The organism is Mycobacterium sp. NGS50, assembly GCF_059812545.1.
In genome coordinates, this window is record NZ_JCALCW010000010.1 from 143814 (window position 1) to 162037 (window position 18224).

Here is an 18224-nt window from a genome sequence, read left to right on the forward strand (position 1 = left end):
CGCCGAGATTGCATCCAGGGACGGATTCACTCGTACTTTCCCTCCGACGATGCAATCTGGCGCGGTGTTCGTCGAGTCATTGAAGTTGAGTCCGGATTCAACTATGGTCGGACCGTGAAAGTTGACCAGAAAGTCGCCGTCGTCACCGGCGGTGGCGGCGGTATCGGCGGTGCGCTGGCCGTGAAACTAGCGCGCGAAGGCGCCCGCGTCGTGGTCGCCGACCTCGATCCTGACGCAGCGCAATCGGTGGCCGAACAAGTCAACGCCGAGGTGCCGGGCGCCGCGGTCAGCGCCGGAGCCGATGTCGCCCAAACCCCCGCGATTCAGCAGCTGATCGACCTGGCCGAGGCCGAGTTCGGGCCGGTGGACCTGTATTTCGCCAATGCCGGCATCACCGGCGCCCCGGGGCTCGACGTCAGCGAGGCCGACTGGGACCGCTCATTCGAGGTCAATATCCGCGCCCACATCCGGGCCGCACAATTGTTGGTTCCGGGATGGGTGCAGCGTGGCGGCGGCTACTTCGTCTCCACGGCGTCGGCGGCGGGGCTGTTGACCCAACTCGGCGGTGCCACCTACGCGGTCACCAAGCATGCCGCGGTCGGCTTCGCCGAATGGCTCAACATCACCTACGGGGACCAGGGGGTGCGGGTCAGCTGCCTGTGCCCCATGGGGGTCAACACCAAGCTGCTGTTCGCCGGCGAGGAGTCCGGTGACCCGCTGGGGGACCTCGCGACCCGGGCGGTGACCGCCGCGGGGGAGGTGCTGGAGCCCGCCGTCGTGGCAGACATCGTCGTGGAGGCGCTCGACGCCGAACACTTCCTGATCCTTCCGCACCCTGCGGTGCTGGAGATGTACCGCCACAAAGGTGCCGACTATGACCGCTGGCTGGCCGGGATGCGTCGCTACCAGCGCGCGCTGCTGCATGACTGATAAGGAAACTGATAGGAGTTCGTATGTCTGTATTCGAAACAACTGATCGCGCAAAGAAATACCAGCAGGACCTGTTGGACTTCATGGACTCCCATGTCTATCCCGCTGAGGCGGTCTATGAGGAGCAGATGCGCGAATCCGGTGACCCGCACTTCCAGCCGCCGATCGTCGAGGAACTCAAGGAGCAGGCCCGCAGCCGCGGCCTGTGGAATCTGTTCCACCCGCACCCGGAGTGGGGTCCCGGCCTGACCAACCTCGAATACGCGCCGCTGGCCGAGATCATGGGCCGCAGCCCGCACCTGGCGCCCGAAGCCTGCAACTGCAGCGCCCCTGACACCGGAAACATGGAAGTGTTCACCCTGTTCGGCAGCGACGAACACAAGGAGCGCTACCTCAAACCGCTGCTGGACGGCAAAATCCGCTCCGCATTCGCGATGACCGAGCCCCAAGTCGCCAGCTCGGACGCCACGAATGTCCAGCTGTCAATGGTGCGCGACGGCGACGAGTACGTCCTCAACGGCCGGAAATGGTTCGCCTCCAACGCTTTGCACCAGAACTGCGCGGTGATGATCGTGATGGGCAAGACCGACCCGACGGCGCCGACGCACCGGCAGCAGTCGATGATGGTGGTCCCCATCGACGCCCCCGGCGTGACGGTGATGCGCGGGCTGCCGGTGTTCGGCTACCAGGACCGCGAAGGACACGCCGAGATCGACTTCACCGACGTGCGGGTGCCGACCAAGGACGTTCTCAAGGGTGAGGGAGAAGGTTTCGCGATCGCGCAGGCACGCCTGGGCCCGGGCCGCATCCACCACTGCATGCGAGCGATCGGGATGGCTGAACGGTCACTGGAGTTGCTGTGCCGTCGCGCCAACTCGCGCATCGCGTTCGGGCGGCCGATCAGCGACAACGCCAACATTCGCGACTGGATCGCCGAGGCGCGCATCGACATCGAGATGATCCGGCTGCTAACCCTCAAGACGGCGTACCTGATGGACACGGTCGGCAACAAGGAGGCGCAGACCGAGATCGCGGCGATCAAGGTGGCCGCGCCCAATATCGCGCTCAAGATCGTCGACCGCGCCATCCAGGTGCACGGCGCCGGTGGCGTCACCGACGACTTCCCGCTGGCGATGGCCTACGCGCACCTGCGCACGCTGCGGCTGGCCGACGGCCCCGACGAGGTGCACAAGCGTGCCATCGCCCGTCAGGAACTGCGCAAATACACGGAGGGCAGATGACCACGACGGATCTGAGCGGGCGCACCGCGATCGTGACCGGGGCGTCGCGTGGGATCGGGCTGGCGATCGCCGAACGCCTCGCCGAGGCGGGGGCGAACGTCGTCGTGACTTCGCGCAAGCAGGACAGTGCGGACGCGGCGGCCGCACAGATCGGTCGGGGCGCGCTGGGGGTCGCGGCGCACGCCGTGGAGGAGGACCAGGCCCGACGTTGTGTGGAGCTGGCCCTGGAGCGCTTCGGCAGCGTGGACATTCTGGTCAACAACGCCGGCACCAACCCGGCGTTCGGGCCGCTGATCGACCAGGACCACGGCCGGTTCGCGAAGGTCTTCGACGTCAACCTGTGGGCGCCGCTGCTGTGGACGTCGTTGGCGGTCAAGTCCTGGATGGGCGAGCACGGTGGGTCGATCGTGAACACCGCATCGATCGGCGGGCTGGGCTTTGAGGCCAACCTCGGCCTCTACAACGCCACTAAGGCCGCGTTGATCCACGCCACCAAGCAACTGGCGCTGGAACTCTCACCGCGGGTGCGGGTCAATGCGATCTGCCCCGGTGTGGTGCGTACCCGGCTCGCCGAGGCGCTGTGGAAAGAACACGAGCAGCTGGTGGCGGCGGGTACCGCGCTGGGCCGCATCGGTGAACCCGACGACGTGGCCGGGGCAGTGGCTTTCCTGGTGTCGGATGCGGCCAGCTGGATCACCGGCGAGACGATGGTGATCGACGGCGGTCAGGTGCTGGGTAACGCGATGATGTTCCGGGCCGGCGGGTAAGCGGAAATCCGTTGCGTGTTCGTTGATCTGGGAGTTGGCACACCCGATGTTTCTGCGAGTGGGTTACCGGGGACAGGGCGGTGTCACATCCGTCACTTCCGCCACGAATCCCGGGTGGCGATAGGCGCTGGAAAACGATATCGCGGGCGATATCGTTGCGGACGTCGCGATGCCAGCGGTCAACCACACCGGAGGTTGACGGGGCCGGCCCGCGAAGTTCGTCGCAGCGCGCGGCGGTTGAGCTCGCGTGCACGAACCCACCCACTTGGTGATATCGCCCGCGATATCGTTTTCCAGCGCCTGTTACCACCTCAGATTCTCGGGAGTGCGCCCCGCACTCTCGTCGGCTCTGCGCTCAGCCCAGCACCCGGCCGAACAACTCCCGCATCGCCGCCCAGTGCCGCGCGGCGGCGTCAGGGTCATAGGGCGGGTTGTCGGGGACGGCGAACCCGTGCGCGGCCGGATAGTTCTCGATGGTGTGGGTGACCCCGGCCGCGGTCAACGCCTTGCCCAGCATGTCAGCCTGCTCGGCGGTAAACGACGGGTCGTTGGCCGCGCCGCCCACATAGACTTCGGCGGTGATCTGGTCGGCCAGCAGATGCGGGCTGTCGGGCTGGTCGGTGGCCAGCCCGCCGCCGTGGAACGACGCCGCGGCCGCGACCCGTTCGGGCACACCCCCGGCCACCACCAGCGAGGTCCGCCCGCCCATGCAGTACCCGGTGGTACCGAAGCGTTCACCGCGGACCTCGGGTCTCTCTGCCAGGTAGTCGAAGAACGCAACGGCGTCGGCGGTCATGAACTCCGGGGTGATGCTGCGGATCATCGCGAACAGCCGGTTGCGTTCGGCCGCGTCGCCGAACGCGGTGGCCATGTCGAACGGCGCCCACTGGCCGTGCCGGTAATACACGTCGGGCAGCAGCACGGCGTACCCGAATCCGGCCAGGTGGGCGGCCATGTCGTGGAAGGCGTCGCGTACCCCGCCGGCGTCGGGGTACATGACCACTCCCGGCCAGGGGCCTGAGCCCTCGGGCGTGAACAGCTGGACGGTGCAGGCGCCATCGATGATGGTGTCGGTGATATGTGGCATGGCATCCGTTCTACTCGCTGCGATGGCACCGTGTTCACCGGCGTCGACCCGCCGCGCCGGGCTACGCCAGCCTTGCGATCGCCGCTAAGCTGGGCGGCGTGCCGATCGCCACGCCGTATGAGGACCTCTTGCGCCTGGTGCTCGAGCAGGGCACGCCCAAAGCCGACCGCACCGGCACCGGCACCCGCAGCCTGTTCGGCCACCAGCTGCGCTACGACCTGGCGGCCGGCTTCCCGCTGATCACCACCAAGAAGGTGCACCTCAAGTCGGTGATCTACGAGCTGCTGTGGTTTCTGCGCGGGGACTCCAACATCGGCTGGCTCAAAGAGCATGGGGTCAGCATCTGGGACGAATGGGCCTCGGAGACAGGTGATCTCGGTCCGGTCTACGGCGTGCAATGGCGATCATGGCCGACCCCGTCCGGCGAACACGTCGACCAGATCAGCAACGCGCTGCGACTGCTGCGCACCGACCCCGACTCGCGGCGCATCATCGTCTCGGCGTGGAACGTCGGCGAGATCGACCAGATGGCGCTGGCGCCGTGTCACGCCCTGTTCCAGTTCTATGTCGCCGACGGAAAGCTCAGCTGCCAGCTCTATCAGCGCAGCGCCGACCTGTTCTTGGGGGTGCCGTTCAACATCGCCAGCTACGCGCTGCTCACCCACATGATGGCCGCTCAGGCCGGACTGGACGTCGGGGAATTCGTCTGGACCGGCGGCGACTGCCACATCTACGACAACCACGTCGACCAGGTCGCCGAGCAGCTCAGCCGTGAGCCGCGCCCGTATCCGACCCTGGTTCTGGGACAGCGGGATTCGATCTTCGACTACACCTACGACGATATCGAGATCCGCGACTACGATCCGCACCCGGCGATCAAAGCGCCCGTCGCCGTATGATCGGGCTGATCTGGGCGCAGTCGGTCTCCGGCGTGATCGGCCGCGGCGGCGCCATCCCGTGGCGCCTGCCCGAGGACCAGGCCCGCTTCAAGCAACTCACCCTCGGGCACACCGTGGTGATGGGCCGGCTGACCTGGGAGTCGCTGCCGGCCAAGGTGCGTCCGCTCCCGGGTCGCCGAAATGTGGTGGTCACCCGTGACGGCGAGTACGTCGCCGACGGCGCCACCGTGGTGACGTCAGTGGATGACGCGCTGGGCGACGACGAGGTCTGGGTGATCGGCGGTGGCCAGATCTACTCTCTGGCGCTGCCCGCGGCAACCCGCTGCGAGGTGACCGAGGTCGAGATCGACCTGCCCCGCCAGGACGCCGACACGGTGGCGCCGGTGCTTGACGAGTCCTGGACCGGCACCGTTGGAGAGTGGCAGACCAGCGACGCGGGTCTGCGCTATCGCTACCTGCACTACCACCGGTCGGCGTGCCCGTCCTAACAGCGGCGCAGGCCCGCAGGATCGCGGTAGCCGCACAGGGATTCGCCGCCGCCAAACCACGCGGCGAGGTAACCCGCGCTCATCTGCAGCGCCTGATCTCCCGGATCCAGGTGCTGCAGCTGGACTCGGTGTCGGTGGCGGTACGCGCCCACTACGCTCCGGTGTTCAGCCGGCTGGGCAGCTACGACCGGGAGCTGCTGGACCGCGCAGCCTGGGCGCACACCGCACGTTCACCGCGGCTGCTGGTCGAGTACTGGGCGCACGAGGCCGCGCTGATGGCCGTCGAGGACTGGCCGCTGCTGCGGTGGCGGATGCGCCAGTACACCCACGGCCGGTGGGGAAACGTGCGGCCCAACCCGAAGCTGGCTGACGACATCGTCGCCGCGGTGGCCGAGAGAGGCCCCAGCACCGCCGGACAGATCGAAGACCACTTGGCGGCGAAACCCAAGCGTGGCAAGGGAACCTGGTGGAATCGCAGCGACACCAAGTGGGTCGCCGAGGCGCTGTTCGCCGCCGGGGTGCTCACGACCGCCACCCGCGTCGGATTCGCCCGCCATTACGACCTGACCGAGAATGTCCTGCCGGCGCAGGTGGTGTCCCGTCACGTCGATGATGAGGAAGCCCTCCGGGAGCTGGTGCTGCGGGCCGCAACGGCGCTCGGGGTCGGCACCGACGCGGACATCCGCGACTACTTCCGGCTCTCGGCGGCGCAATCCAAACCGGCGATCGCCAAGCTGGTCGCCGACGGCGAATTGGAGCGCGTCGACGTCGACGGCTGGAGCGCGCCGGCCTACCTGCGCGCCGGGCAGAGTGTGCCCCGCCGCGACACCGGAACCGCGCTGCTGTGCCCGTTTGACCCATTGATCTTCTTTCGGCCCCGGGTGCAGCGGCTGTTCGATTTTCATTACCGCATCGAGATTTACACGCCGTCGAGCAAACGGACCCACGGCTACTACGTGTGGCCGCTGCTCCTGGACGGGCAGCTGGTCGGCCGGGTGGACCTCAAGTCCGACCGCGACAGGGACACGCTGCACGTGGTGGGGGCGTTCGCCGAGCCCGGCCAGGATCGGGCACGGGTGGCCGGAGCCCTGGCTGGGGAACTGGAGGCGATGGCGTCCTGGCTGGGGCTGGGCGGGGTCAGCGTGGGCGAGCGCGGCGAATTGGCCGAGGCGTTGCGGGCGTCGATATGACCCCGCCCGAACTCACCGACGGCCCGGATCTGTTGCTGCGTTGTCCCGGAAACGACGACGTGGCAGACATTGTGGCGCAATGCCGCGACCCGGAGTTTCAGCGCTGGACGGCCGTCCCAGAGCCCTACACCGAGGCTGACGCGCACGAGTTTTTGGCCGGGGTGGCGCACGGCTGGCAGGGCGGCACCGTCGCCACGTTCGCCGTCGAGTATCAGGGCCGGTTCGCCGGCAGCGTGAATCTGCAACCGGACGGCATCGGCGGAGCCGAAATCGGATACGGGCTGGCCCCGTGGGCGCGTGGTCAGGGTTTGATGAGCCGGTCGGTGCGGCTGGTGGTGGCGTGGGGGTTCGACGAGCTGACCTTGGGGCTGGTGCACTGGAAGGCGCAGGTCGGCAATTGGCCGTCGCGGCGCACCGCCACCCGGTGTGGATTCCGGGTGCAGGGCACGGTGCCCGGACTACTGGAACACCGCGGCCGACGGTGTGACGGCTGGTTCGGCATGCTGCGTCGCGGTGACCCGTTGACCGGTGAGCCCGACGCCGACCCCGGCCCGGGTACTCCGAAAACTGATGCCGGAAGCGGCCCGTTGGGCGTGTGAGGATCGACGAATGTCGCTCCCGCCGGAACCTGAACTCGACGACGCCGACCTGGTGCTGCGCCGCCATCGCCCAGCCGACCTGCCGGAGGTGATGGCGCACTACCAGGACGTGGAGTCACAGCGCTGGCTGGCCGTTCCAGTGCCCTACGCCGAATCCGACGCGGCGGAGTTCTTGTCGGAGGTGGCCGAAGGCTGGAGCGCGGGAACCCTTGCCGCCCTGGCGATTCTGCATAACGGACGTTACGCGGGCAGCATCGAACTGCGGCTGGACGGCGCCGGTGCCGGCGACCTCAGTTTCGGGCTGGCGGCGTGGGCGCGCGACCAGGGTGTGATGACCCGCGCGGTGCGGATGACGATGGCGTGGGCGTTTCGCGAACTGGACCTGCGCGTGGTGCATTGGCGGGCCAAGGTCGGCAACTGGCCCGCCCGCGCCGTCGCGACGCGCTGCGGATTCAAGGTGGAGGGCGCCGTGCGCGGACTGATCGCGCAGCGCGGGAAACGCTACGACGGCTGGATCGGCTCCCTGCGCCGCGGCGATCACCTCACCGCGAAGCCGCACCGGGTGCCGACCGACAAGGTGAGCGCCGTAGAGACCGGCTGATCGAGGCCACCGACCACCGAGATCGACGCCAGCGTGGGGAAAGTCGAGAGCCCGCCGCGCTGCCGTCGATCTCGGCGGACGAGTGCGCGCACGCTAGCCCCCGACCCCCAGCGCCGCGAATGCCTGATCCACCAGCGCGATCAGGTCGGTGTCGTCGGCGTGCGCCCAGGCTTCCAGCGCCGCGCCATTGGCGGCCAGCGCGGCACCGGCCTGCGCCCGGGTTGCCAGGTCGGGCTCGACCATTCCTGCCCGCCGCGCCAGACCGCGGGCAAACAGGTCACGGGTGGAATCGGCGGCGATCCACAGCCGCGAGCGCAGCGACGGCGTGCTCATGGTCAACCGCACCCGGGCCCGCAGCGTGTCGTGGTCGGTGGCCAGGATGGTGTGCAGCGCGGCGCGCAGCGCGCCGTGCAGCGCCGCCAGCGGGGCCTCGTCGGCGGGTCGGGCCGCCAGGAGATGCTCCATCAGCGGGTCATAGTCGTCGGCCTCGACCACCGACTCTTTCTGCGGGAAATACCGGAAGAACGTCATGTGCGACACCCCGGCCGCCGCGGCGATCTGCTCGACGGTCGTCGCGTCGTAGCCCTGCGACATGAACAGCCGCAACGCATGGTCGGCAATGGCCTGTCGGGTGGCGGCCTTTTTCTGCGCCCGCCAGTCGATCACCGCAGTGCGCCGTCCAGCCAGGCCTGCAGCCCGCGGGGATCGCGACCGCGCCACGCCAAATGCCCGTCCGGGCGCACCAGCAGGGCGTGGTGGTCCTCGCCGGCCAACGCGGCCACGTCGCCGAGCCGCGCGCGGCCGAGCTCGGCCAACGGCGTCGGTCCGAGCAGCACCCAACCGGGCCCCAGCGCGTCGTGCAAGCTGATGGTGCTGCCGTCGGCGCGTGCGCACGCGCGATCGGGTACCCGGTCGCCGGGGCGCAGGCCACCCGGCGGCCAGGTTCGTGCGGCCAGCGGTCCGCCCCGATAGGAGATCCGCAGCCCGGAGCTGCCGTCCACCACCAGCCGCTGCACCCAGTCCCGGTTCGCCAACGGCACCGCCACCCGGTCCCGCAGCAGTTGGGCCACCCGGCCGCCTCCGACCGCTCCCAACGTCACGCCGCTGGTCGACGCCAGCACCGCCCGCGCGATCGGGCGTCGCTCAGCTTCGTAGGTGTCCAGCAGCGCGGATCCGGCTTTCCCATCGATCACCAGCGCCAGCTTCCAGGCCAGGTTTTCCGCGTCGCCGATCCCGGTGTTCATGCCCTGGCCGCCCAGTGGGCTGTGGATGTGGGCGGCATCACCGGCCAGCAGCACCCGGCCGCGCCGGTAGGTGGCGGCCAGGCGGCGCTGGATGCGGAAGGTCGAGGTCCACTTGGTCGAGCGAACGGTGCCGCCGGCCTCGGCGGCCAACCGGGCCGCCAGCTGGGCAACCACCTCGTCGGGTCCCGGATCGGTCGGGCCGTCCGGTGGCGCCGGCGCCATCAGCCGCCACACGTCGTCGCCCGGCAGCGGGAAGGCGGCCAGCAGCCCCGCGCCGCGCAACCACACCGCGGTGGCATCGCGCGGCCGGTCCACGTCGGCGTGCACGTCGGCCAGCAAAAACCGCTCGATCAGCGGCGCGCCGGGAAAGTCGATACCGGCCGCCTTGCGCACCATGCTGTGCGCACCGTCGGCGCCGACCACCCACCCGCCGCGGATCTCGCTGTCGTCCAGTCGCACGGTGACCCCGTCGGCGTCGCTGTCCAGGCCGTTGACCCGACGGCCCCACTCGACCGATCCACCCAGCGACGCCAACCGCTGACGCAACGCGGCTTCGATGTCGGCCTGCGACAGCAGCAGCACCATGGGCTCGCCGGGTCGCAGGGCCTGCGCCAGTCGCAGGCTGGCAAGCGGGTGGCCGTCGACGAACATCTCCAGCCGCCCGATCGGCAGCGCATCCGCGGGGAGATAGCCCAGGGCGCCGAGCCGGGTCAGGACTTCCACGCCGCGCGGCTGCAGCGCCAGCGCTCGCGAGGTGGTGGCCGGTCCGGCAGCGGCGTCCACAACGCGGACCGAGACTCCGGCCGCCCGCAGCCCGCAGGCCAGCGACAACCCCGTCGGTCCGGCACCGACGACCACGACTTGGGGGTCCATCGCAGCTCCCGATGTTAGTCACTAATATGTTAGTAACTAACATATCATGCGGCGACAATATGCAGGTTAGGGTGAGCGCCGTGGCCGAAACGGCGCCGCTGCGCGTGCAACTGATTGCCAAGACCGAGTTCGTCCCGCCGGCGGACGTGCCGTGGAGCACCGACGCCGACGGCGGCCCCGCGCTGGTCGAATTCGCCGGTCGGGCCTGCTATCAGAGCTGGTCCAAGCCCAATCCGCGGACCGCCACCAACGCGGCGTACCTCAAGCACATCATCGACGTCGGACATTTCTCGGTGCTCGAGCACGCCAGCGTGACGTTCTACATCACCGGAATCTCGCGGTCGGCCACCCACGAGTTGATCCGGCATCGCCATTTCTCCTACTCCCAGCTCTCCCAGCGCTACGTCCCGGAGCCGGATTCGCGGGTCGTGGTGCCGCCCGGGATGGAAGACGACCCCGAACTCCAGCAGATCCTGGCCGCCGCCGCCGACGCCAGCCGGGCGGCCTACAGCGAGCTGCTGACCAAGCTCGAAGCCAAGTTTGCCGATCAGCCCAATGCGGTGCTGCGACGCAAGCAGGCCCGCCAGGCCGCCCGCGCGGTGCTGCCCAACGCCACCGAGACCCGCATCGTGGTCAGCGGCAACTACCGGGCCTGGCGGCATTTCATCGCGATGCGGGCCAGCGAGCACGCCGACGTCGAGATCCGCCGGCTGGCCATCGCGTGTCTGCGTCAGCTGGCCCAGGTCGCCCCCGCAGTGTTCGGTGACTTCGAGGTCACCGCGCTGGCCGATGGGACCGAGGTCGCGACCAGTCCGCTGGCTACGGAAGCCTGAGATTGCCAGGTACTCTTAGTCCCGTGAGTACCAGCGGTTTCGACGCTCCTGCCCGGTTGGGCACCGTGGTGACGGCTATGGCGACACCGTTCGGATCGGACGGCTCGGTCGACGTCGACGCCGCGGTGCGGCTGGCGAACCACCTGGTAGACGCGGGCTGCGACGGGCTGGTGCTCTCCGGTACCACCGGGGAGTCACCGACCACGGCCGACTACGAGAAGCTCACCATGCTGCGGGCGGTGGTGGACGCCGTCGGTAATCGGGCCCGCATCATCGCCGGAGCCGGCAGCAACGACACCGAACACAGCGTCCGGCTGGCGGAGGCCTGCGCGGGTGTCGGCGCGCACGGACTGCTGGTCGTCACGCCGTACTATTCGCGTCCCTCCCAGGCCGGGCTGATAGCGCATTTCACCGCCGTGGCGGATGCCAGTGCGCTGCCGGTGCTGCTCTACGACATTCCGCCGCGCTCGGTGGTGCCGATCGAACCCGACACTCTTCGTGCCCTGGCCGAGCACCCGAACATCGTCGGTGTCAAGGACGCCAAGGGTGACCTGCATTCCGGCGCCCAGATCATCGCCGAGACCGGGCTGGCCTATTACTCCGGTGACGACGGGCTGAATCTGCCCTGGCTGGCGATGGGTGCGGTCGGGTTCATCAGTGTGATCTCGCATTTCGCCGCGAGCCAACTGCGGGAGATGTTGTCCGCGTTCACCTCCGGGGATGTGGCCACCGCCCGCAAGATCAATTCGTCGGTCGCGCCGCTGTGTGATGCGATGAGCCGCCTGGGCGGGGTGACGATGGTCAAGGCCGGGCTGCGACTGCAGGGCTTTGACATCGGCGACCCGCGGCTTCCGCAAGTCGCGGCGACACCGCAGCAGACCGAGGCGTTGGCCGCCGACATGTCGGCGGCCGGGGTACTCGGGTGAGCTGCAGGTGAATAACGACCTCGCTCCGCCGGGTCCGCTGACCGAAGGCGGGCTGCGGGTGACCGCGCTGGGCGGCATCGGTGAAATCGGCCGCAACATGGCGGTTTTCGAACACCTGGGCCGGTTGTTGATCCTCGACTGCGGGGTGCTGTTCCCGACCCACGACGAACCCGGCGTCGACCTGATCCTGCCCGACATCCGCCACATCGAGGACCGTCTCGACGACGTTGAGGCGTTGGTGCTGACCCACGCCCACGAAGATCACATCGGGGCGATCCCGTTCCTGCTCAAGTTGCGCCACGACATCCCGGTCGTCGGATCGAAGTTCACCCTGGCGCTGGTCGCCGCCAAATGCCGCGAACACCGGATCAAACCGGTGTTCCACGAGGTCGCCGAGGGGCAACGCAGCACCCACGGGGTCTTCGAGTGCGAATACTTCGCGGTCAACCACTCCATCCCGGACGCCTTGGCCATCGCCGTGCACACCGGTGCGGGCACCGTCTTGCACACCGGCGACATCAAACTCGACCAATTGCCGCTCGATGGGCGCCCCACCGACCTGCCCGGTATGTCCCGGCTCGGCGATGCCGGCGTCGATCTGTTCATGTGCGACTCGACGAACTCCGAGATTCCCGGTGTCGGTCCCAGTGAAAGCGAGGTCGGCCCGACCCTGCACCGGCTGATCCGCGGTGCCGAGGGACGCGTGATCGTGGCCTGTTTCGCCTCCAACGTCGACCGGGTGCAGCAGATCATCGACGCCGCGGTCGCCCTGGGCCGGCGGGTGTCGTTCGTCGGCCGGTCGATGGTGCGCAACATGGGGATCGCCCGGGACCTGGGGTTCTTGCAGGTCGCCGACTCCGACGTGATCGACATCGGCGTCGCCGAGGAGATGCCACCGGACCGGGTGGTGCTGATCACCACCGGCACCCAGGGCGAACCGATGGCGGCCCTGTCGCGGATGTCGCGCGGTGAGCACCGCAGCATCACCTTGACGGCCGGTGACCTGATCGTGCTGTCGTCCTCGCTGATCCCCGGCAACGAGGAGGCCGTGTTCGGCGTGATGGACGCGCTGGCCAAGATCGGCGCTCGGGTGGTCACCAACGCCCAAGCCCGCGTGCATGTTTCGGGTCACGCCTATGCCGGGGAATTGATGTTTCTGTACAACGGGGTGCGTCCACGGCATGTGATGCCGGTGCACGGGACGTGGCGGATGTTGCGGGCCAACGCCGCGCTGGCCCAGCGAACCGGCGTGCCCGAGGAAGCAGTCATGTTGGCCGAGAATGGCGTCAGCGTCGACCTGGTCGCAGGACGGGCGAGTATCGCCGGAGCGGTGCCGGTCGGCAAGGTGTTCGTCGACGGGCTGGTGACCGGCGACGTCGGAGACGCCACGCTGGGGGAGCGGCTGATCCTGTCCGAGGGTTTCGTGGCGGTGACGGTGGTGGTGCACCGCGGCACCGGCAAGGTCGCCGCACCGGCGCACCTGCATTCACGGGGTTTCTCCGAGGACCCCAAGGCGCTGGAACCGGTGGCAAGCAAGGTCGAGGCGGAACTGGAATCGCTGGCCGCCAACAACGTCACCGATCCGGTGCGGATCGCCCAGGGCGTGCGTCGCACCGTCGGCAAGTGGGTGGGCGAAACCTATCGCCGCCAGCCGATGATCGTGCCGACGGTTATCGAGATCTGAGCGAGTCCGCCGAGCAGACGCAAATGTGCCCTGTAACAGGGTTACTAGGGCACATTTGCGTCTGCTCGGCAGGGAAACGCTAGTGCTTCTCGGCGTAGGCCGACCATTCGATATCGCTGGCGGGCAGCGTGCGCCCGGCCGGGACGATGTAGCGCTGGCGCACCTGCTCGGGGCCGACCTGCTCTTCCAGGGACCATCCGTACGGGGCGAGAAACTCCTGCACCTCCTCGGGCTGCAGCCCGAACTTCCACAGTTGGCGTTGCTGGCGCACGCTGCGGTACAGCGTCGGCGAACCGTACCGGTTGACGCCCTCGATGAAATCGCGCCGCACATAGGTGAACACCAGTCGGCTGCCGCTGGCCGATGCCCGCAGCCCGGTCAAGACGGTGCGCACGGTCTGTTCGGTGAGGTATTGGGTCACCCCTTCGCAGATGAAGAACACCCGATACTCGGTGCTGTAGCCGTGCTCGGCCAGTGCGGTCAACAGATCGTCGTGCTCGAAATCCAACGCCACCAATCGAACCGACCGCGGCAGCGCACCCAGCACACGGCGCACCGTCGCCGCTTTTCGGGCGATGTTGACCGGGAGGTCCACCTCGAACACCGGAATGCGGGCCCGCCGGGCCAGCTGATACGCGCGGGTGTCCATGCCGGCGCCGAGGATGACGACCGCGTCGATCGTGGAAGGGCCACCCATCGCATCAGCGAGTTTGTCGCCGATGAAGCGTTTCCGGCAGGCAAGAGTGGCCCACAGGCCAGGGCCGGTCCGCTCCGAGCCGGCGATCAGCAGCCGCCGCAACGGCGCCCACCGTGTCGCTTTGAGCAGCCGACGCATCCGCGTGGGCAGGAACAGCTCCGCCAGATCGTCGTCCACCAATCGCCGCTCCGGTGGCTCGTACTGCTCGACGGCGGTGAGCACCATTGGACCGAGCGCGGTCTGGGCGGGGGTGGTGGGTGCCATCGGATCTACCTCTTGTTCACGTACCCTGCGTCGACCGGCAATGAAATGCCGGTGATGTAACGGGCTGCATCCGACACCAGCCAGGCCACCGCATTGGCGATGTCCTCGGATTGCAGAATCTGCACCGGCAGCGCGTTGCTCAGATCCTGGCGCGCCTCGGCGCTGGTGGTGACGTCCGCCAGCCACTTTCGCATGAAGTCGTTGTTGGCCATCGGTGTGTCGACACCGGCAGGATGCACCGAGTTGACTCGGATGCTGTGCCGGGAAAGCAGATTCGCATACACCCGCATCAGCCCGACCAAACCGTGCTTGGCGGCCGCGTAGCCGATCGAACCGGCATCGTGGCTACCGACGCCGGCCAACCCGGCGACCGAACTGATCAGCACGATCGACCCGCCGTCTCCCTGGGCGATCATCGCCGGGATGGCCGCCTCCACGGTGTGGTGGGTGCCGGTCAGGTTGACGTCGATGACGTCGCGCCAGCCGTCGGCGCCCGAGCGCATCGGGGCGATGCCGGCGTTGGCGACCACGATGTCCACCCGGCCGAGCTCGTCCAGACCCGCCTGCAGCGCAGCGCCCAGCGCCTCGGCGTCACGCACATCGGCTTCGCGGGCCACGATGCGTGCGCCGGTGTCCTCGACCAGCTTGACGGTGGCCGCCAAATCCTCGGCGACCGACATCGGGTAGGGGACACTGTCGATCTGCTGACACAGGTCGACCGCGATGATGTCGGCTCCCTCGGAGGCCAGCCGCACCGCGTGGGCGCGGCCCTGGCCTCGGGCCGCACCGGTGATGAAGGCGACCTTGCCGTTCAGCGATGCCATCGCTAGCCGCGCAACTGACCCTTGGCGGGGTCGCCGGCGGGCACCGGTGCCAGCATCTTGATGTCCGGGGCGCCGCCCATGTGGTCGGCGAGTTCGGTGAACATCGTCGTGATCGCCGGCGCGGTGCTGTGGGTCTTGAGGGCGTCGGCGTCGGCCCACTGTTCGATGAACACGAAGGTGCCGTCGGCTTCGTGTAGGGAGTACAGCTGGCAGCCCGGCTCAGCGTGGACGTCGCCGACCGCGCGGGTCAGGATGGCGCGGACGGTATCGACCGACTCGGGTTTGGCGGTCAAGGTGGCGACGACGACGATGGGCACGCGGGAACTCCTCACAGCGACAGACCGGACAGCTGTCCACCCTACTCACGCCGAACCGGCCATGGTCAGCCCGTATCCACCCAAACGGTGACTGCCACGGGCGCGCGTCACGTTCTTGTAACGTGTGTGGCGGATGGTGCGGAAGGGGCGATTGCGACTAGGCTTGCGGGCATGGCGAGTAAGACCGTTGCCCGATCCGGCACCCGAACGAGCAGGTCAAAGGCCACGTCACGGGCAGCTCGGCCGACTCAGCGGGGTTCGCAGGGCAAAAAGCCGACCAAAGGTCAAACGGCCCGGAGGGTTCCGAAAGCCCAGCCGCGGCGTCGCCCGACGGCGCGCCGGCAGCACTCGGGGCTGGCGACGGCCGGATTGGCCTGCGGCCGGGCCGCCCGGGCGGCGTGGCTGATGGTCGCCAAGGGGGTCGGCGGCACCGCGCGCTCGGTTGGCCGGGCCCACGACATCGACCCCGGACATCGCCGTGACGGGATCGCCCTGGCGCTGCTCGGGGTGGCGGTGGTCGTCGCCGCCAGCTCCTGGTTCGACGCCGCCCGCCCGGTGGGTGCCTGGATCGACACCGAACTGCGGATGGTCGTCGGTTCCGCGGTGGTGCTGTTGCCGTTGGTGGCTGCGACGATCGCGGTGATCCTGATGCGCACCGAGCCCGATCCCGAGGCGCGGCCCCGGCTGGTGCTGGGCGCGGCCATGGTCGCGCTGCCCGTGCTGGGGTTATGGCACCTGTGGTCCGGATCGCCGCTCACCCCCACCGCGCGGGGGCACGCCGCGGGGTTCATCGGTTTCGCTCTCGGCGGGCCGCTGTCCGATGGGCTGAGCGCCTTTATCGCCGCGCCGCTGCTGTTCATGGCGGCGATCTTCGGGTTGCTGCTGCTGAGCGGGACCACCATCCGTGAGGTCCCCGAAACGCTGCGCACCATGTTCACCGTGCGCGGCTACGCCGATGATTACGACGACGAGTACGACGAATCCGACGAATACGACGCCGGGGAGGACGAGCGGCCCGCGAACGACTCCGCCGAAAGCTTCTACGACGACGCCTCCGCCGGTGACGAGCCGCAGCCCTGGTCGAGTGGCACGCCGTTGGACAACTACCCGCTGGACGTCGCGGACGCGCCGACGGTGCCCGAGCCGGCGGTCACGCCGAAGCGACGCACCAAGAAGGACAAACCCAAACAGGACACCCTGGTACTGGACCGCGTCGTCGAGGGCCCCTACACGCTGCCGCCGCTGAGCCTGCTGGTCGCCGGTGACCCGCCCAAGCGCCGCACCGCCGCCAACGACCAGATGGCCGATGCGATCACCTCGGTGCTGAGCCAGTTCAAGGTCGATGCCGCGGTCACCGGTTGCACGCGCGGACCCACGGTCACCCGCTACGAGGTGGAGCTCGGACACGGCGTCAAGGTGGAGAAGATCACCGCGCTGCAGAAGAACATCGCGTATGCGGTGGCCACCGAAAGTGTGCGGATGCTGGCGCCGATTCCCGGTAAGTCAGCGGTGGGCATCGAGGTGCCCAACACCGACCGGGAGATGGTGCGGCTGGCCGACGTGCTGACCGCCCCGAGCACCCGCCGCGACCACCATCCGCTGGTGATCGGGCTGGGCAAGGACATCGAGGGCGACTTCATCTCGGCCAACCTGGCCAAGATGCCGCACCTGCTGGTGGCCGGCTCCACCGGTTCCGGCAAGTCCAGCTTCGTCAACTCGATGCTGGTATCGCTGCTGGCCCGGGCCACCCCGGAGGAGGTCAGGATGATCCTGATCGACCCGAAGATGGTGGAACTGACTCCGTATGAGGGTATTCCGCACCTGATCACCCCGATCATCACCCAACCCAAGAAGGCCGCTGCCGCGCTGGCGTGGCTGGTCGAGGAGATGGAACAGCGCTACCAGGACATGCAGGCCTCCCGGGTGCGCCACATCGACGTCTTCAACGAGAAGGTGCGCTCCGGGGAGATCACCGCACCGCTGGGCAGCCAGCGGGAGTATCGGCCCTACCCGTATGTGCTGGCGATCGTCGACGAGCTGGCCGACCTGATGATGACCGCACCGCGTGACGTCGAAGACGCCATCGTGCGGATCACCCAGAAGGCGCGGGCCGCCGGTATCCATCTGGTGCTGGCCACCCAGCGGCCGTCGGTGGATGTGGTCACCGGGCTGATCAAGACCAACGTACCGTCCCGGTTGGCGTTCGCGACGTCGTCGCTGACCGACTCACGGGTGATCCTGGATCAGGCGGGTGCGGAGAAGCTGATCGGTATGGGCGACGGGCTGTTCCTGCCGATGGGTGCCAACAAGCCCGTCCGGTTGCAGGGCGCGTTCATCACCGACGAGGAGATCCACGCCGTCGTCGCCGCCTGCAAGGAACAGGCCGAACCCGAATACACCGAGGGCGTGACCACCGCCAAACCCAGCGGCGAACGCACCGACGTCGACCCCGACATCGGCGACGACATGGACGTCTTCCTGCAGGCCGTCGAGCTGGTGGTGTCCAGCCAGTTCGGCTCCACCTCGATGTTGCAGCGCAAGCTGCGGGTCGGCTTCGCCAAGGCCGGCCGGCTGATGGACCTGATGGAAACCCGCAACATCGTCGGGCCCTCGGAGGGCTCCAAAGCCCGCGAGGTACTCGTCAAACCCGACGAGTTGGCCGGCACGCTGATGCTGATCCGCGGCGGCGGCGACGACGCCGACGCCGACGACGACGAGTAGGAACTGCGCCGAACGTGTTCTGAGCGCGAGATTCCCGCG

Annotated in this window: 18 protein-coding genes; 12 read left to right on the top strand and 6 right to left on the bottom strand. The window is 68.4% G+C overall.

Annotated elements, in window-relative coordinates; all coding sequences use genetic code 11:
• Positions 1-114 precede the first annotated feature (114 nt).
• The 3 genes from AC5Y36_RS09755 to AC5Y36_RS09765 are packed head-to-tail and all read left to right on the top strand — an operon-like array spanning position 115 to position 2938.
• Positions 115-930, top strand: a complete 816-nt coding sequence (locus AC5Y36_RS09755) for an SDR family oxidoreductase (RefSeq protein WP_500040677.1) — start codon at positions 115-117, stop codon at positions 928-930.
• Positions 931-953: 23 nt separating this feature from the next.
• A complete protein-coding gene (locus AC5Y36_RS09760) occupies positions 954-2171 on the top strand; it encodes an acyl-CoA dehydrogenase family protein (RefSeq protein ID WP_500040678.1) in 1218 nt (405 codons plus the stop codon).
• The gene (locus tag AC5Y36_RS09765; RefSeq protein WP_500040679.1) at positions 2168-2938 is read left to right on the top strand and encodes an SDR family oxidoreductase; all 771 of its coding nucleotides are present in this window, start codon (positions 2168-2170) and stop codon (positions 2936-2938) included. The genes AC5Y36_RS09760 and AC5Y36_RS09765 overlap by 4 nt, the downstream gene beginning before the upstream one ends.
• A 355-nt stretch (positions 2939-3293) precedes the next feature.
• On the opposite strand, the gene AC5Y36_RS09770 is transcribed toward AC5Y36_RS09765, so the two are convergent.
• Positions 3294-4025, bottom strand: coding sequence for a dienelactone hydrolase family protein (locus AC5Y36_RS09770; protein ID WP_500040680.1), 732 nt, complete (start codon positions 4023-4025; stop codon positions 3294-3296).
• Positions 4026-4123: 98 nt separating this feature from the next.
• Here AC5Y36_RS09770 and AC5Y36_RS09775 point away from each other — a divergent pair, with 98 nt between their 5' ends.
• The 5 genes from AC5Y36_RS09775 to AC5Y36_RS09795 are packed head-to-tail and all read left to right on the top strand — an operon-like array spanning position 4124 to position 7802.
• On the top strand, positions 4124-4924 hold the full coding sequence (locus AC5Y36_RS09775; RefSeq protein WP_500040681.1) for a thymidylate synthase: 801 nt from the start codon (positions 4124-4126) through the stop codon (positions 4922-4924).
• A complete protein-coding gene (locus tag AC5Y36_RS09780) occupies positions 4921-5412 on the top strand; it encodes a dihydrofolate reductase (RefSeq protein ID WP_500040682.1) in 492 nt (163 codons plus the stop codon). The genes AC5Y36_RS09775 and AC5Y36_RS09780 overlap by 4 nt, the downstream gene beginning before the upstream one ends.
• On the top strand, positions 5400-6602 hold the full coding sequence (locus AC5Y36_RS09785) for a winged helix-turn-helix domain-containing protein (protein WP_500040683.1): 1203 nt from the start codon (positions 5400-5402) through the stop codon (positions 6600-6602). The genes AC5Y36_RS09780 and AC5Y36_RS09785 overlap by 13 nt, the downstream gene beginning before the upstream one ends.
• On the top strand, positions 6599-7201 hold the full coding sequence (locus AC5Y36_RS09790) for a GNAT family N-acetyltransferase (RefSeq protein WP_500040684.1): 603 nt from the start codon (positions 6599-6601) through the stop codon (positions 7199-7201). Before AC5Y36_RS09785 ends, AC5Y36_RS09790 begins: the two co-directional genes overlap by 4 nt.
• Before the next feature lie 10 nt (positions 7202-7211).
• A complete protein-coding gene (locus AC5Y36_RS09795; protein ID WP_500040685.1) occupies positions 7212-7802 on the top strand; it encodes a GNAT family N-acetyltransferase in 591 nt (196 codons plus the stop codon).
• Between the two features lie 93 nt (positions 7803-7895).
• Here AC5Y36_RS09795 and AC5Y36_RS09800 read toward each other — a convergent pair whose 3' ends face one another.
• Together AC5Y36_RS09800 and AC5Y36_RS09805 are read right to left on the bottom strand one after the other, a co-directional pair.
• On the bottom strand, positions 7896-8468 hold the full coding sequence (locus AC5Y36_RS09800; RefSeq protein ID WP_500040686.1) for an acyl-CoA-like ligand-binding transcription factor: 573 nt from the start codon (positions 8466-8468) through the stop codon (positions 7896-7898).
• The gene (locus tag AC5Y36_RS09805) at positions 8465-9919 is read right to left on the bottom strand and encodes an FAD-dependent monooxygenase (RefSeq protein ID WP_500040687.1); all 1455 of its coding nucleotides are present in this window, start codon (positions 9917-9919) and stop codon (positions 8465-8467) included. Before AC5Y36_RS09805 ends, AC5Y36_RS09800 begins: the two co-directional genes overlap by 4 nt.
• Before the next feature lie 80 nt (positions 9920-9999).
• Between AC5Y36_RS09805 and thyX the strand changes: the two genes are divergently transcribed.
• The 3 genes from thyX to AC5Y36_RS09820 are packed head-to-tail and all read left to right on the top strand — an operon-like array spanning position 10000 to position 13362.
• The gene (thyX, locus tag AC5Y36_RS09810) at positions 10000-10752 is read left to right on the top strand and encodes an FAD-dependent thymidylate synthase (RefSeq protein ID WP_500040688.1); all 753 of its coding nucleotides are present in this window, start codon (positions 10000-10002) and stop codon (positions 10750-10752) included.
• A gap of 23 nt (positions 10753-10775) precedes the next feature.
• Positions 10776-11678, top strand: a complete 903-nt coding sequence (gene dapA / locus AC5Y36_RS09815) for a 4-hydroxy-tetrahydrodipicolinate synthase (RefSeq protein ID WP_500040689.1) — start codon at positions 10776-10778, stop codon at positions 11676-11678.
• 7 nt (positions 11679-11685) lie between these two features.
• Positions 11686-13362 carry a ribonuclease J gene (locus AC5Y36_RS09820; protein WP_500040690.1) on the top strand — a complete coding sequence of 559 codons (1677 nt, stop codon included), beginning with the start codon at positions 11686-11688 and terminating at the stop codon, positions 13360-13362.
• Positions 13363-13441: 79 nt separating this feature from the next.
• On the opposite strand, the gene AC5Y36_RS09825 is transcribed toward AC5Y36_RS09820, so the two are convergent.
• Genes AC5Y36_RS09825 through AC5Y36_RS09835 form a run of 3 tightly spaced genes read right to left on the bottom strand, consistent with a single transcriptional unit; the run spans position 13442 to position 15464 of the window.
• Positions 13442-14323, bottom strand: a complete 882-nt coding sequence (locus tag AC5Y36_RS09825; protein WP_500040691.1) for an SAM-dependent methyltransferase — start codon at positions 14321-14323, stop codon at positions 13442-13444.
• Between the two features lie 5 nt (positions 14324-14328).
• On the bottom strand, positions 14329-15147 hold the full coding sequence (locus AC5Y36_RS09830) for a mycofactocin-coupled SDR family oxidoreductase (RefSeq protein WP_500040692.1): 819 nt from the start codon (positions 15145-15147) through the stop codon (positions 14329-14331).
• A gap of 2 nt (positions 15148-15149) precedes the next feature.
• On the bottom strand, positions 15150-15464 hold the full coding sequence (locus tag AC5Y36_RS09835) for a putative quinol monooxygenase (protein WP_500040693.1): 315 nt from the start codon (positions 15462-15464) through the stop codon (positions 15150-15152).
• A 171-nt stretch (positions 15465-15635) separates the two neighbouring features.
• Between AC5Y36_RS09835 and AC5Y36_RS09840 the strand changes: the two genes are divergently transcribed.
• Positions 15636-18185 carry an FtsK/SpoIIIE family DNA translocase gene (locus tag AC5Y36_RS09840; RefSeq protein WP_500040694.1) on the top strand — a complete coding sequence of 850 codons (2550 nt, stop codon included), beginning with the start codon at positions 15636-15638 and terminating at the stop codon, positions 18183-18185.
• Positions 18186-18224 lie beyond the last annotated feature (39 nt).